Source organism: Bradyrhizobium sp. UNPA324 (assembly GCF_006658635.1).
GTDB classification, from domain to species: domain Bacteria; phylum Pseudomonadota; class Alphaproteobacteria; order Rhizobiales; family Xanthobacteraceae; genus Bradyrhizobium; species Bradyrhizobium nanningense.
The window spans coordinates 936125-950853 of sequence record NZ_LFJD01000004.1 but is presented as its reverse complement, the minus strand read 5'-3'; the positions used below and the strand labels follow the sequence as shown (position 1 = coordinate 950853).

Below are 14729 nucleotides of genomic sequence, written 5' to 3'. Positions count from 1 at the left end.
CCGCACCCTGTACCGATTGTTTCCCGCCGTTTCACCGCTCGACCGGCGGAAACCATCCCGCCGCTGGCGCGTTTGTGATCGAAGGATGCGACTTGGTTCGAACCGGACGCAGCTCGGCTCAGACCAAGAGTGGCGGGACCAACGAGACAGTTTCAGCCTTGTCCGATACGCCTTATCCAATCGACCTCGACAGCGTTCGCGGCGCATTTCCGCCGGGCATCGAAGCGCCCCCGCTGCTGCTCGACTTTGCTACGTGGCTCGACGGGCGCCCGTGGGGCAGCGTCGGCTGCTTTTCGCTGCAGGGCCAGTTCTCCGATCACGCGCCGATCATCGACGGCAGCCCCTTGCGGGACAGGTTTTCGCTGTTCATGCGGCTGCCGGATGGTTCGGCCGTCGGCGGCTGGTACGGCGCAGGTCTCGACCGCGACAATCCGCCGATCGTGGGGCTGGGGTCGGAGGGCGATTACGAATTGCTGGCGCCGAGCCTCGATGGCCTGCTCGCCAAACTGACGTCGCAACAATTCGACAATGCCTGGAGCGATCTCAAGCCGCGCGACGAGGTCGAGTGCCAGACGGTCGAGCTTGCGCAGTGGCTCGCCGGACGGCCGCATGGCGAGCCGACAACGCCCGAGGAAACGTCGTCGGACCTGCCCGACTTCCGCGGCTTCGTGGAAAAGTGGAGTCGGGATCGCGAAGACTATTGGGCCAATCACCGGCTGATGGCCGAGCTCGGCTGGCGGCTGGCCGCGCATCTGCCCAAGGGCAAGAAGCCCTGGGACCAGACGCGCTTTGCGGTCGCGATCGTCGGCAAGCAATACGAGGCGCGCGTGCTCTCGCGCGGGCCCCAGCTGTTCGAGGAAGCGGTTTCAATCGAATCCCTGTTGCGCGATCTGCGCGAGGAGATGCGTCGTGCGCAGCCCGAGCTTGGGTTGTGGTACGCGATGAATTTCGGCCTCTATGCGGACGGCCGCATCATGCCCAACTTCGAATACGATGTCCGCCCGACGATCGACGGCGAGCCGGCGCTGCTCCCCGAAGCCAAGGCCGACCTCGCCCGTGCGCCGCGCCCGGAGCGCTGGGTGCCGAAATGGCTGGCGTGACTGATCCACATCGTCATTGCGAGCGTAGCGAAGCAATCCGGGCTGCCACCACGGAGGGATTCTGGATTGCTTCGTCGCATCAGCGCAAAATTGCTACGCAATTTTGTCGCGAGCTCCTCGCAATGACGGGGGCGTCAGAACCCCGCGACGCTGCCGTGGAGGTCGTATTGATCGGCGCGCTCGATCTTGGCGGTGACGATCTCGCCGACGCGCAAGGGGCGGCGGCTCGTGAGGTACACCGCGCCGTCGATCTCCGGCGCGTCGGCCTTGGAACGGCCCTTGGCGACGGTCGGTCCGACCTCGTCGATGATGATCTGCTGGCGCGTGCCGACCTTGCGCTTCAGCCGGCGCGCCGAGATCTTTTGCTGGCGAGCCATCAGCGCGTTGTAACGCTCCTGCTTGACCTCTTCCGGCACCGGATTTTCGATCGCGTTCGAGGTTGCGCCGGCGACCGGCTCGTATTTGAAGCAACCGAGACGATCGATCTCGGCTTCATCGAGCCAGTCGAGCAGATAGGCGAAGTCGGTATCGGTCTCGCCGGGGAAGCCGACGATGAAGGTCGAGCGCAGAGCAAGATCGGGGCATTCCTCGCGCCAGCGCTTGATCCGCGCCAAGGTCTTGTCCTGCGCCGCCGGACGCTTCATCGCCTTCAGCACCTCGGGGCTCGCATGCTGGAACGGGATGTCGAGATAGGGCAGCACCTTGCCCTCGTTCATCAGCGCGATGACCTCGTCGACATGCGGGTAGGGGTAGACATATTGCAACCGCACCCAGGCCCCGAGCTCACCGAGCTCGCGGGCGAGGTCGAGGAATTTGGCGCGGACCTGGCGGTCCTTCCACGGGCTCTCGGCGTATTTGAGATCGACGCCATAGGCCGATGTGTCCTGCGAGATGACGAGCAGCTCCTTGACGCCGGCGCCGACCAGGCGCTCGGCCTCGCGCAGCACGTCATTGGCCGGGCGCGAGACCAGATCGCCGCGCAGCTTCGGGATGATGCAGAACGTGCAGCGGTTGTTGCAGCCTTCGGAGATCTTCAAATAGGCGTAGTGGCGCGGCGTCAGCTTGATGCCCTGTGGCGGCACCAGATCGAGATGCGGATTGTGCGCGGGCGGCAGCGCGCGATGCACGGCGTCGAGCACGCTCTCGTATTGCTGCGGGCCAGTGATGGAGAGCACGCCGGGATAGGCTTGCTCGATCTGCTCGGGTTCCGCGCCCATGCAGCCTGTGACGATCACCTTGCCGTTCTCGGACATGGCTTCGCCGATCGCCGAGAGCGATTCCTGCTTGGCACTGTCGAGGAAGCCGCAGGTGTTGACGATGACGATATCGGCGCCGTCATGCTTGCGGGCGAGCTCATAGCCTTCGGCGCGCAGGCGCGTGATGATGCGCTCGGAATCCACCAATGCCTTGGGACAACCGAGTGATGTGAAAGATATACGCGGCGCTCTTTCCATGTAATCGCCTGAAACCTGCATCTGAATTGTTCGGATATGCGATCCAACTAATTGATCCGATGGCGAAATTCAATAACTACGTGCGCGGTACAATGCTAAAACGCAGCATTTACACGTATTATGAGGCAATCGGCCAGTAACTAGGGAAGTATGGGACCGATTGAGGTTCCCCAACGTGGAAGTTCGTTTCGATTGAGCGATGGAGGAGGAGGAGCCGAGATGAATTGCTCCAACACGCACCTCTTAGTTGTTATTCCGTCTCTTGCTTGATTCCACGGAGTTTAACCGCGATGCGCCGTTTCATCTTCGGCATGGCTTTCGTTACCGTTTTCTATGGAGCGATGTTTCCGGCGCGAGCTGAAGTCGACAAGATCATCCATGTCTGCGACCGGCAAGAACGAATGTGTCCGGAATTCAGGCCACGCGTGATAGCGCCTGATGGGTGGGCGAGGGACGAGGCCGCGAGTCTCAAGTACGGCGCATCGATGTTCGTGCCTCACGGGAAGAGCTTCGGTAAAGCAGAAGTCATTATCTATGCCGAAGGCCGCTACAACAAGGACCGGACCGAATTGGTTCAATGGGTCGCTGCCAGTGATCGGGATTGGGCAACGACATCCGGCAAGAATGCCAAGATCACCGCGCTTCCCTCGGTCAACCCCAAGGTCATTATCAATCGCTACGACAATCCGTCCCTCAAGGACCAGCCCATCGAAGTGATCGCGCATTACGCCGATCTCGACAAGGACGGCAATTCCTACGTCGTGCGGCTAGCGGTCTCCGGCCTCAACGAGGCGGCGGTGCTGGCCGCCGTGCCACTTCTCGACAAGATGATCGTTGGCGCGAAGATTCCGTGAGAGCATGAGCCCAAATGCTCGCTCTCGGGTAACGACCGGTAAGGCTGCGATAGACTACATGAGTTCTGCTTCGCATCCGAAAGCTGAAATCTCGCCTTAGCAAGCACGATCCCGCCCGCTGGAGCGCATTTTTTGGAGCGACGGCTCAAGTTTACATTCGTTGTCTCAGGAGCACCCGAGCGACACGAAGCTGACCTTGGGCGCAGCCATCTGATCCACATCCAAATCTGCCTGATTGACCGGCATGAGCTAGTCCCAATTGCCCACAATTACAACCCTTTGCAGGGCGTTCCGGCGTGCTATGGATGAATCACCTGCCGTGAGTGAGCCATGAGCGCCGACCAGTCGCCCAAAATCGTGATCGTCGACGAAAGCCCGATCCGGGCTGCGATCCTGGAGGAGGGATTGCGGGAGGCCGGATTCACGCAGGTCGTCCATATCAGCGAGATGCAGAGCCTGCTTGCCCGTATTTATGCGGTGGACCCCGACATCATCCTGATTGATCTGGAGAACCCCAGCCGCGACGTGCTGGAGGCCATGTTCCAGGTCAGCCGCGCCGTGAAACGGCCAATCGCGATGTTCGTGGATCAGAGCGATTCCGCCTCGATCCAGGCTTCGGTCGAGGCCGGGGTATCCGCCTACATCGTCGACGGGCTGAAGAAAGAGCGCATCAAGCCGATCCTCGACCTCTGCGTGTCCCGCTTCAATGCCTTCGCCAAGCTGCAGGAGGAGCTCGAGCGCACCAAGTCGCAGCTCGAGGACCGCAAGATCATCGAACGTGCCAAGGGCATCCTGATGAAGGTGAAGGGCCTGACCGAGGACGAGGCCTATGTGCTGCTGCGCTCCACCGCGATGCGCGAGAAGAAGAAAATCGGTGAGATCGCGCAGTCGATCATCACCGCGTCGGAGATGCTGAAATGACCGCCCCCCTCCGCATCGGGTTCATTCCGCTGGTCGATGCCGCCGCGTTGATTATCGCCGTCGACAAAGGATTTGCCGCCGCCGAAGGTCTCGAGGTCGAGCTGGTGCGCGAGGTCTCCTGGTCCAACGTCCGCGACAAGCTCAATATCGGCCTGTTCGACGCCGCGCATCTGCTGGCGCCTGTGGCGATCGCGTCCTCGCTCGGGCTCGGTCACGTCAAGGTGCCGATCGCCGCGCCCTTCAATCTCGGCATCAACGGCAATGCGATTACGGTCTCGCCGGCTCTCCATGCCGCGCTGATGGAGGAGATCGACGGCGACCGGTTCGATCCGATGGTGACGGCGAAAGCGCTGGCGAAGGTGGTTGCCAAGCGCCGCAAGCTAGGGGCCGAGCCGCTGACCTTTGGCATGACCTTCCCGTTCTCGACCCACAATTACCAATTGCGGTTCTGGATGGCTGCGGCCGGGGTCGATCCTGACGAGGACGTGCGCCTCGTGGTGTTGCCGCCGCCCTATATGGTCGACAGCCTCGCCAATGGTCATGTCGATGCATTCTGCGTCGGCGCGCCCTGGAATTCGATCGCGGTCGATCTCGGCATCGGGCATATCCTGCATTTCGTCTCCGACATCCTCGACCGCGCAGCCGAGAAGGTGCTCGCGGTTCGCCAGGTCTGGGCCGACAAGCATCCGGACGTGGTCGCTCGTCTGGTGCGCGCGGCGGTGAGGGGGGCCGAGTTCATCGAGAATCCTGCGAACCTGATCGAGGCGGCGCAGATCCTGGCGCAGCCCGAGCGGATCGGCGTCGATGCCGAAGTGATCCAGCGCACCCTGACCGGACGCCTGAAGATTTCCCCTGACGGCACCTTCCGCGAAAGCGGCCGCTACCTCCTGGTGGGGCGGGAGGAGGCAGGGCGCCCCGATCCGGTTCAGGCCGCCTGGCTCTATGCGCAGATGGTGCGCTGGGGGCCGACGGCGCTTACTCCGGAGGGCGTCAAGACGGCGATGGCCGTGTTCAGGCCCGACCTGTACGATGCTGCCCTCGGCCGCCGGCCGCCCGAGCAGGCACCCGCAGCCTTCGGCGCATTCGCCGGCCCGGTGTTCGATCCCGACAACATCCGAGGGCATCTTGAGGCCTTCGAGGTTGGGCGCTGGCGGACCTGATTCCGTCTGCATCATTTGTGAGCACACCGATTTGCCGCCCAAATATTGATCAGGATGCACGAATTTCGTGAAAATGCACGGCCCGGGATTTTTCGGGCCCGTTCCTAATCGCCTGAAAAGACAAAGCTTTCCATTTCCCCCAAGCTGGCACGCAACTTGAATGTTGCAGTGCGGCCAGCTTGTCACAGATGCCTGCTGAGCCGAGTCCCGCAGCAACGAAGCTGATCGGACCGTGGGGGTAGCGAAGCCGGCTCTTGCAGCCAGCCTCGGTCCTCGCGGGTCGCGCAATATCCGTCGATGCCACCCAGGTGGCCGCAGGAGCTTCGTTACCGACCATGAAAATCGATACGCTCGCAGTCGACTTTACCGACGAGCAGAAACGCTATCTCGAAGGCTTCACGACCGGTCTGCAGATCAGCCGGGTTGGGCGAGGTCTGGGCGGCGGCAGCGCCGGCAAGGCGAATGCCGAGCCTGCTGGTCCCGATGCCGTGCACATCAAGGCGCAGGACAAGGTGCTCGCGTCGGGCAAGAAGCTCGCCGACCAGGAGAAGTTCAAGCGCGACGAGCATCCCTTCGATGCCTATCCGCGGCTACGCCAGCAGGCGCTCGACAATGCGCCGCCGAGCCCGGCGGACAATTTCCGCTGGCGCTATTACGGCATCTTCTACGTCGCGCCGACGCAGGATTCCTACATGAGCCGCCTGCGGATTCCGAACGGCATCATGAAGCACTGGCAGCTGTCCGGCCTTGCCGACCTCGCCGACGAACTATGCGGCCCGTATAGCCACGTCACGACGCGCGCCAATCTCCAGCTCCGCGAGATTCCGCCGAAGAACGCGGTCAAGCTGCTCGAGGGCATCCAGGAGCTTGGCCTGTGCTCGCGCGGCTCCGGCGCCGACAACATCCGCAACGTCACGGGGACGCCGACGGCCGGCATCGATCCGCAGGAAATCATCGACACGCGGCCCTATGCGCGCGAATGGCATTACCACATCCTCAACGACCGCTCGCTGTACGGTCTGCCGCGCAAGTTCAACGTCGCCTTCGACGGGGCCGGCAGGATTGCCGTGCTCGAGGAGACCAATGACATCGCGTTCACGGCGTATGAGGTGAAGGACGGTTTTGGCGTCGAGCCGGGCGTCTGGTTCCGGCTCGGCCTCGGCGGCATCACCGGCCACAAGGATTTTGCCAAATATTCCGGCATCATCGTCAAGCCAGAGCAGGCGACCGCCGTTGCCGACGCCATCGTGCGCGTGTTCATCGACCATGGCGACCGCACCAACCGCAACAAGGCGCGGCTGAAATACGTGCTCGACGCCATGGGCCATGACGGCTTCCTCAAGCTGGTCGAGGAGCGGCTGAAGACGCCGTTCACCCGCGTGCCGGAAGAGGCATTCGCGCCGCGGCCGGCCGCCGACCGCATGGCGCATGTCGGCGTGCACAAGCAGAAGCAGGAGGGTCTGAACTGGATCGGCGTGTCGCTGACGCTCGGCAAGCTCAGCTGCGATCAGATGCGGGGTCTCGCCAAGGTTTCGCGCGACCTCGGCGACGGCGAGATCCGTCTGACCGTCTGGCAGAACTTGCTGATATCGGGCGTGCGCGATGAGAACGTCGAGCTTGCGATCGCGGCGATCAAGCAGATCGGGCTGGCGGTCGAGGCCTCGCACATCCGCGCCGGCCTGATCGCCTGCACCGGCAATGCCGGCTGCCGCTTCGCCGCCGCCAATACCAAGCGCCATGCCGCCGAGATCGGTGACTGGTGCGAGCCGCGCGTCGCGATGGACAAGCCGGTCAACATCCACGTCACCGGCTGCCATCATTCCTGCGCGCAGCATTACATCAGCGACATCGGCCTGATCGGGGCGCGCGTGCCGGTCAACGAGGACGACACGGTCGAGGGTTATCACCTCTTCACCGGCGGCGGCTTCGGCCCCGACGCCGACGTCGGACAGGAGGTCTATCACGACCTCAAGGCCGAAGACGCGCCGAAGACGGTCGAGGCGCTGCTCAAGGCCTATATCGCTCATCGCTCGTCTGCCGACGAAACCTTCCTTTCCTTTGCGCGCCGCCATGACGGCGAGACGCTGCGCAAGCTTGCCGATGCACAGGTGTCCGCATGAACCAGATCACTCCTCCGCCCAGGCTCGATATCATTCCCGCCAGCGCACCGTTCTCCGATGCGCAGCGATCCTGGCTGAACGGCTTCTTTGCCGGGCTGCTGTCGCCTGATGTCGCCGCGCCGCTGTCGGCGGAGCAGGGCGCCGCCGTCATGCAAGGCGCGGCCGGCGACGGTGACGACGGCGAAGCGCCCTGGCACGACCAGACCATGCCGATTGCCGATCGCATGAAGCTCGCCGAGGGACGCCCGGTGCGCCGCAAGATGATGGCGGCGATGGCGCAGCAGGATTGCGGCCAGTGCGGCTACAATTGCCACGATTATTCGGAAGCGATCGCCAGCCGCAGCGAAGCACGGCTCAACCTCTGCGTCCCCGGCGGCAAGGAAACCGCGCGGATGCTGAAGTCGCTCTACGAGGAGCTCGACAAGGCCCCGGCGGTTAAAACGGCGGACAAGCCGGACGCTCCGGCGCCGGCCGTGACGGTCACGATCGCCGAGCCCGGTCGCGCGCGCGACAATCCCGTGACAGCGACCTTCCTGTCGCGCCGCCTGCTCAACAAGGGGAAGTCGGAGAAGGAAACCTATCACGTCGAGTTCGATCTGTCCGAGAGCAAGCTCGACTACGTCGTGGGCGACAGCTTTGGCGTGTTCGCGCGCAACGATGTCGGTCTCGTCGACCAGGTCATCGCGCTGCTCGGCGCCTCCCATACCACCAAGGTGAACGGCAAGACGCTGCGCGAGGTGCTGATCGACGACGTCTCGCTGTCGCCGGCGCCCGACACGCTGTTCGAGCTGATCTCCTTCATCACCGGCGGCGCGGCGCGCGAGAAGGCGCGGGCGCTGGCGCAGGGGGAGGATCCCGATGGCGACGCCGCAACCCTCGACGTCATGGCCGGGCTGCAGAAGTTTTCCGGCACGCGGCCACATCCCGAGGCCTTCGTCGAGGCACTGGAACCGCTGCAGCCGCGGCTCTATTCGATCTCGTCGTCGCATAATGCGACGCCCGGAAAGCTGTCGCTGACGGTCGATTCCGTGCGCTACGTCATCGGCAAGCGCAAGCGGCTCGGCGTCGCCTCGACCTTCCTCGGCGAACGCATCGCCGAGGGCGAGCAGCTCAAGGTCTATGTGCAGAAGGCGCACGGCTTCGGCCTGCCGAAGGATCCGAAGACGCCGATCATCATGGTTGGTCCGGGCACCGGCATCGCGCCGTTCCGCGCCTTCCTGCTCGACCGCAAGGCGACCGGCGCGCCCGGCAAGAACTGGCTGTTCTTCGGCCACCAGCGCAGCGATTGCGACTTCTTCTACCAGGAGGAGCTCAATGCGATGAAGACCTCGGGTCTGCTCACGCGCATGTCGCTGGCCTGGTCTCGCGACGGCGAAAAGAAGTTCTACGTGCAGGACCGCATGCGGGAGGTCGGCCGCGAGGTGTGGACCTGGCTCGCCGAGGGCGCGCATTTCTACATCTGCGGCGATGCCAAGCGCATGGCCAAGGATGTCGAGCGCGCGCTGGTCGACATCGTCGCCCAGTTCGGCGCGCGTTCGACCGACGAGGCCGTCAGCTTCGTCGCCGAGCTCAAGAAAACCGGCCGCTTCCAGGCCGACGTGTACTGAGTGCCGTTACAATACGTCATCCGGGCCGGTTCCAACTGGCTCGGATTTGAACGAATAAGATTCTGGGAACCCGCACCTGGAAAGAATTTATATCTGCGATTGGCCCCTTGCGGAGCAGGCGTATCGCTATTTCCGTCGCCGTCTTGCCTCACACCCTGGGTGATCCCTCATAATCCCGCAAATGGGGCGTTGGAGATCGACCATGCGCGAACTATCGGCGGAAGCCAGACTTCACCTTTACGCGCGCTCGCTCTCGCAGCGGACCCGGGCGAACGTCCATCATTTCGCGCTCTACAGCGCGTTCGCGATCATCGCGGCGATCGTGTTCGGCACGCTCTCGGTGCATCCGTTTTAAGTTGAGTGCCTAGGGTGGGTTAGCCTGCGGCTGCGCGAAGCGCAGTCCGCTGGCGTAACCCACTACTTGTACCGCCCGCCGCAGAGGTGGATTACGCTTCGCTAATCCACCTACGAACAAGCCTCACCCGCGCCTGAACGGCGCGACCTCGATCCCGGCATCCTTCAACGCCTGACGCAGCGTCCGCGCGATCTCCACGGCGCCGTGCGTGTCGCCATGGATGCACACCGTGTCCGTGCGCATCTTGATCACCTTGCCCGTCACCGAGACCACCGCGCCGTCCTGCACCATGCGCACCACGCGCTCGGCAATGGCCTTGGCATCGTGCAGCACCGCGCCGGGCTTCTTGCGGGAGACGAGGTTGCCGTCGTCCTCATAGGCGCGGTCGGCGAACACTTCGTGCACCATCGGCAGGTTGGCGTCTTCGCCGGCCTTCACCAGCTTCGAATTGGCGAGCACGACGAAGATCAGGCTGGGATCGACGGCTTTGATGCCGGCGGCGATCGCCTTGGCCGTCATGTCGTCCTCGCAGGCGACGTTGGAGAGCGCGCCATGCGCCTTCACATGCGTGACCTTGTGGCCGGCCGCGGTCGCGATCGCCTGCAGCGCGCCGATCTGATAGGCGACGAGGTTCTCGATCTCGGAGGCTTTGAGGCCCGCAATCGGGTGCCGGCCGAAGCCGTGCAGGTCGCGATAGCCGGGATGCGCGCCGACCGAGACGCCGCGCGCCTTCGCAAGCTCCACCGTCCGGCGCATGATATCGGGGTCGCCGGCATGGAAGCCGCAGGCGACGTTGACCGAGCTTGCGAGCTCGATCATCGCGGCGTCGTTGCCCATCTCCCACGCGCCAAAACCTTCGCCGAGGTCGCAATTGAGATCGATCGTCTTCATGGGTGCTCTCCGCCTTCCGGTCTCGTTGTTACGTTTAAGGCTCCGTGGTGACCTGCCATGTGCCGGCATCGACGGCGTTCACCGCGTGGCCCGCCACATTGGCATCGCTGAGCGCCTCGATGTTGAGCGCGACGCTGTCGGCCGCGCGCAGGCGATCGGGCAGGGTGCGGATCGTTTGCGCGAACTTCTTCGCCTCGTTCTGCGCCTCGGCCACGCTGACGGCCTTGAAGCGAAACGCCGTCCCCGCCGAGGTCTGTGCGAGACGGCCGATGTCGGCGGTGATCACGGTTGCGATCTTCGGATAGCCGCCGGAGGTGCCGCGGTCCATCATCAGCGCGATCGGCGCGCCGTTGCCGGGCACCTGGATGCTGCCGTTGACGGTGCCGTCGGAGACGATGTTGTGACCGTGCAGATGCTTGATCGCGGGGCCTTCGAGCCGGTAGCCCATGCGGTCGGAGGTCGCCGAGATCTTCCACTCGCTGTCTAGGAACAGCGCCTTGTTGGCGTCGTCGAACTCGTCGTCCTGCGGCCCCAGCACGACACGGATTGGACCGCTCACGGGTTTCGGCAATTCGATGCGCATCTCGGGTGCGCCGCTCGCGGCATCGACGCTGAATTCGTCGCCGGCCTGGAGCGGGCGCGGGTAGGGGCTGCCGAGGCCGGCGCGGGCATTCACCGCGAGACTGCCGAACACGAGTTCGCCCGTGATGGCGCCTTCGATCGCGAGATAGGTGAAGGCGCCGCCGCGGGCAAAGCCCAGCGTCAGCGTCTCGCCGTCCTTCAGCGTCACCGAATTGTCCATGGCGACCGCGTTTCCGGCGACGTCCGCGTTGCGCGGCGCGCCGGAGATCGCGACGCGCACGGCGCCGTCACGGGCGGTGAAGGCGGCACCGAACGGGCCGATCTCGACGGCGGCCGCGAACGGCGCGTTGCCGACGAGTGTGTTCGCCGCAGCCAGCGACAGCCGATCCATCGCACCGCTCACCGTCAGGCCATAGCGCTGCGCACCAAAGCGCCCGCCGTCCTGGACGGAGCTTGCCGGTCCAATGCTGGCGACGATGAGCCGGCTCATGCGTCCACCTGCTCGGCGATGATCTCGCCGGCTTCCGCAGCGCGATCCAGCTCATCGAAGGTCTTGTGGTCGATGGCGAAAAACGTCACGCGGTCACCGGGTTCGGTCAGGAAGGTCGGGTTACGGTGGAGCTGATAAGTTCGCACCGGCGTGCGGCCGAGCAGATGCCAGCCGCTGGGGGCGGCCAGGCACTGGATTCCGGCCTGGACGCCGCCGATCGAGATCGTACCGGCCGGCGTCAGCAGCCGTGGATTCTGCCGCCGCGACATGTGCAGCGATTTGTCGAGGCCGCTGAGATAGGACCAGCCCGGCGTGAAGCCGATCATCGCGACCTTGTAGTCGCCGCCCGCATGCCGGCCGACGATGTCGTCCGGCGTGGTGTTCAGCGCCTTGGCGACGTCCTCGAGGTCGATGCCGTGCTCGCCGCCATAGGCGACGGGAATGCGCCAGCGGCGCGCCTTAGTCACCGGCGGGGGCGACTGGATCGCGATCGGAAGCAGCTTGTCGCCGAGTGCGTCGAAACCGATCTTGCAGGGGTCGTAATGCACGAGCAGCGAGCGATAGGTCGGCACGGTCTCGGTGATGCCGTCGATCGGACTTGCTGCGAGCGCCTTGTCCAGCGCCAGCACGCGCTGGTTGGCATCCTCGTCGATGGTGCGGCTGAACTCGACCGTGACGGCGCTGTCGCCACTGGGCAGAAGGCGGGGCGGGGGAAGCGTCGCGGCCATTGAGCTGTCGAAGAGCTGTCGAAATCGGGCTTTGGAAAGTGCGGGCTCGACCTTGAGTTCCGCGTCACTCCTGCTTCGCGTAAATGCGCCCGCAAGTCCAATAAATTAATGCAGGGGGAAGCGATAAAGCCTTGTTATCGCGTCGCATAAAGGTCCACCGGCCCTGCGTTATTGCTAGCCTCTTGGCCCTTGACGCACGGCCTGCGGCTCGCAAGATGCGCGCGTTATTTCCCGCACCTCGGAGCTCGTTGTCGTCCATGTCGCTGTCCCCCGAAGCCCGCAAGACCCTCGCCGGCATCACCACTGCCACCATCACCACGGTCCTGCTGAAGAAGGGCCTTCGCAATGTGTGGATGCGCGGCGCGCGGCCGCTGCGCCCCGGGCTGCCGCGGCTGGTTGGGCCGGCCTTCACGCTGCGCTTCGTGCCGGCGCGCGAGGATCTGGCGACGCCGGAATCTTGGTCCTCGCCGATCTCGACCCGCACCGCGATCGAGGCGATGCCGGAGGGCTGCATCACGGTGGTCGACGCCATGGGCATCACCGATGCCGGCATCTTCGGCGACATCCTCTGCGCCCGCATGGTCAAGCGCGGCGTCACGGCGCTGGTCACCGACGGGGTGGTGCGTGACGTCGAGGGCGTGCTCGGCACCAATCTGCCGGTCTGGTGCGACGGCTATGCCGCGCCACCTTCGGTCGCGGGCCTCACCTTCGTCGGCTGGGGCGAGCCGATCGGCTGCGGCGGGGTTGCCGTTTTCCCGAATGACATCGTGGTCGCCGACCAGGACGGCTGCGTGCTGATCCCGCAGGCGATGCTCGACCACGTGCTCAACGAGGGCGTCGAGCAGGAGCGCATGGAAGCCTGGATCGTCAACGAGGTGAACAACGGCGCGGTGCTGCCGGGCCTCTATCCCATGAACGCCGAGACCAAGGCGCGCTACGCCGCCAGCAAGAAGTAACGGACACGGAAACGAGGACTCTCATGGACATCACGCTCGCCGGCACGCGGCCGACCCGCCGCGCGCCCAAGGAACACTTCACCGGCACCGTATGGCAGGACCCCATCAACATGGCGCCTGCGCCGGCACGGCTGAACGTCTCGCGCGTCGCATTCGAGCCGGGTGCCCGCACCAACTGGCACCACCATCCGCTCGGCCAGACGCTCTACGTGATTTCGGGCGTCGGCCGCGTCCAGACCAAGGGCGGGCCGGTCAGGGAAATCCGCCCTGGCGACACCGTCTGGATTCCGCCCGGTGAAGTGCACTGGCACGGGGCCTCGCCGACCAACAGCATGTGCCACATCGCCATGCAGGAAGCGCTTGATGGCGTCTACTCGACCTGGCTGGAGCCGGTGACCGACGCGGAGTACGGCGCGGCGCTGGGCTAAGACTCCCGGGTCCCGGACAAGACGCATCGCCTTCAGGCGATGCGTCTCCGATCCGGGACCCAGAGCCTTCCAGCGACCACGATGCTGGGTCCCGGCTCTGCTCAGCAGCGTTGTACGCTACAGCGCGTCCGGGACACGGCAACGCCAACTTACACCTTCGCCGCCGTCCACGTGCCCGTGCACAGCGCGCCTCGCCACGTACCGGAGCCGACGGCGCGGCTCAGACGCCTCTAGTTCACCCGCGTCCAGGTTTGGCCGCCGCAGAACATGCCGCCGAAGGCGCAGCCCTGCACGTTCAGGCGATCGGTGCCCTTCATCGCGATGGTCGAATCGTAGGTCGAACCGGAGTTCGGATCGAGGATGCGGCCGGACCATTTCTGGTCCTTGCCGGGCTTCATGTTGATCAGAACCTGCTCGCCGTTCTGGTTCGATTTGCTGTCGACCGAATAGCCGCACAGATTGCTGCCGCATTGCTCGATACGGACCTTGCCTTCCTTCTCCTCGGTGAGCCAGACGCCGAGCGGTGAATTGAGATCGCGCGTGGCCGCAGCTGCCGGGGCAGGCGGAGCGACGGCCGCCGCCTGAACGGGGGCCGGTGCAGGGGCCGGAGCGGGAGGCAGAGGCGGCGCCGAAGGGGCCGCAGTCACGGCCGGGCCCGGCGGTGCTGTCACGGCGGGAGGAGCCTGCTGCGCGGCTGGCGCGGGTGCTGGAGGAGGCGCCACGGCTGCAGGGGCAGGCGCCTGCGCGGCCGGCGTTTGCGGCTCAACCGTGGCTTGCTGCGGCGGCTGCTGGCTCGGCGCCGTCTCGTTCTTCTTGGCCTTCTTCGCCTTGTTGCCCTGGCCGGTGTTGTCGTACACGCCGGGGATCTGCACCGTGCCGCGGTCGGGGTCGATGCGGATGGTGCGCCCGCCATATTCGAAGGTGTACTGCGCCTGGGCAGCTGTGCTCGCCAACAAAAGGAATGCGGCCGTGGCCAACAGCTTCCTCATTTCGCATCTCCTGAACAGATGGTCCCGCACCGACGCTTACGCATCGGTTCGATTGCAGAAAGTGATCCAGATCACTGTCACGGTATGAGTCGCC

At 64.6% G+C, this 14729-nt stretch carries 14 protein-coding genes; 9 read left to right on the top strand and 5 right to left on the bottom strand.

The window, feature by feature from the left end; genetic code table 11:
• The first annotated feature begins 158 nt into the window (after positions 1-158).
• A complete protein-coding gene (locus UNPA324_RS04520) occupies positions 159-1100 on the top strand; it encodes a hypothetical protein (RefSeq protein WP_181769291.1) in 942 nt (313 codons plus the stop codon).
• Positions 1101-1234: 134 nt separating this feature from the next.
• Here UNPA324_RS04520 and rimO read toward each other — a convergent pair whose 3' ends face one another.
• Positions 1235-2554 (bottom strand): 30S ribosomal protein S12 methylthiotransferase RimO, encoded by a 1320-nt coding sequence (rimO, locus tag UNPA324_RS04515; protein WP_128918142.1) that lies wholly within the window; start codon positions 2552-2554, stop codon positions 1235-1237.
• A 290-nt stretch (positions 2555-2844) separates the two neighbouring features.
• Here rimO and UNPA324_RS04510 point away from each other — a divergent pair, with 290 nt between their 5' ends.
• The 6 genes from UNPA324_RS04510 (at position 2845) to UNPA324_RS04485 (ending at position 9571) form a co-directional block, all read left to right on the top strand.
• Complete coding sequence (locus UNPA324_RS04510) at positions 2845-3408, top strand: hypothetical protein (protein WP_141933716.1); 564 nt, start codon at positions 2845-2847, stop codon at positions 3406-3408.
• A gap of 330 nt (positions 3409-3738) precedes the next feature.
• Positions 3739-4329: an ANTAR domain-containing response regulator gene (locus UNPA324_RS04505; RefSeq protein ID WP_128918140.1), complete on the top strand. Its 591-nt coding sequence runs from the start codon at positions 3739-3741 to the stop codon at positions 4327-4329.
• Entirely contained in the window at positions 4326-5489 is a 1164-nt protein-coding gene (locus UNPA324_RS04500) for a CmpA/NrtA family ABC transporter substrate-binding protein (RefSeq protein ID WP_141933714.1), read from the top strand. The genes UNPA324_RS04505 and UNPA324_RS04500 overlap by 4 nt, the downstream gene beginning before the upstream one ends.
• 335 nt (positions 5490-5824) lie before the next feature.
• Positions 5825-7609, top strand: a complete 1785-nt coding sequence (locus UNPA324_RS04495) for a NirA family protein (RefSeq protein ID WP_181769290.1) — start codon at positions 5825-5827, stop codon at positions 7607-7609.
• Complete coding sequence (locus tag UNPA324_RS04490) at positions 7606-9216, top strand: sulfite reductase subunit alpha (RefSeq protein ID WP_141933710.1); 1611 nt, start codon at positions 7606-7608, stop codon at positions 9214-9216. Before UNPA324_RS04495 ends, UNPA324_RS04490 begins: the two co-directional genes overlap by 4 nt.
• Positions 9217-9418: 202 nt before the next feature.
• The gene (locus UNPA324_RS04485; RefSeq protein WP_164936086.1) at positions 9419-9571 is read left to right on the top strand and encodes a hypothetical protein; all 153 of its coding nucleotides are present in this window, start codon (positions 9419-9421) and stop codon (positions 9569-9571) included.
• Between the two features lie 123 nt (positions 9572-9694).
• On the opposite strand, the gene UNPA324_RS04480 is transcribed toward UNPA324_RS04485, so the two are convergent.
• Genes UNPA324_RS04480 through pxpB form a run of 3 tightly spaced genes read right to left on the bottom strand, consistent with a single transcriptional unit; the run spans position 9695 to position 12262 of the window.
• Positions 9695-10462, bottom strand: a complete 768-nt coding sequence (locus tag UNPA324_RS04480) for a LamB/YcsF family protein (RefSeq protein WP_128918135.1) — start codon at positions 10460-10462, stop codon at positions 9695-9697.
• A gap of 34 nt (positions 10463-10496) precedes the next feature.
• A complete protein-coding gene (locus UNPA324_RS04475; protein ID WP_128918134.1) occupies positions 10497-11534 on the bottom strand; it encodes a 5-oxoprolinase subunit C family protein in 1038 nt (345 codons plus the stop codon).
• Positions 11531-12262, bottom strand: coding sequence for a 5-oxoprolinase subunit PxpB (gene pxpB / locus UNPA324_RS04470; RefSeq protein ID WP_141933708.1), 732 nt, complete (start codon positions 12260-12262; stop codon positions 11531-11533). The genes UNPA324_RS04475 and pxpB overlap by 4 nt, the downstream gene beginning before the upstream one ends.
• 257 nt (positions 12263-12519) lie before the next feature.
• Here pxpB and UNPA324_RS04465 point away from each other — a divergent pair, with 257 nt between their 5' ends.
• Both UNPA324_RS04465 and UNPA324_RS04460 read left to right on the top strand, forming a co-directional pair.
• The gene (locus UNPA324_RS04465; RefSeq protein WP_128918132.1) at positions 12520-13218 is read left to right on the top strand and encodes a ribonuclease activity regulator RraA; all 699 of its coding nucleotides are present in this window, start codon (positions 12520-12522) and stop codon (positions 13216-13218) included.
• A 23-nt stretch (positions 13219-13241) separates the two neighbouring features.
• Positions 13242-13646, top strand: a complete 405-nt coding sequence (locus UNPA324_RS04460) for a (R)-mandelonitrile lyase (RefSeq protein ID WP_141933706.1) — start codon at positions 13242-13244, stop codon at positions 13644-13646.
• Positions 13647-13876: 230 nt separating this feature from the next.
• Here the strand turns inward: UNPA324_RS04460 and UNPA324_RS04455 are convergent, their stop codons facing one another.
• Positions 13877-14635, bottom strand: coding sequence for a DUF2147 domain-containing protein (locus UNPA324_RS04455; protein WP_141933704.1), 759 nt, complete (start codon positions 14633-14635; stop codon positions 13877-13879).
• Between the last annotated feature and the right edge of the window lie 94 nt (positions 14636-14729).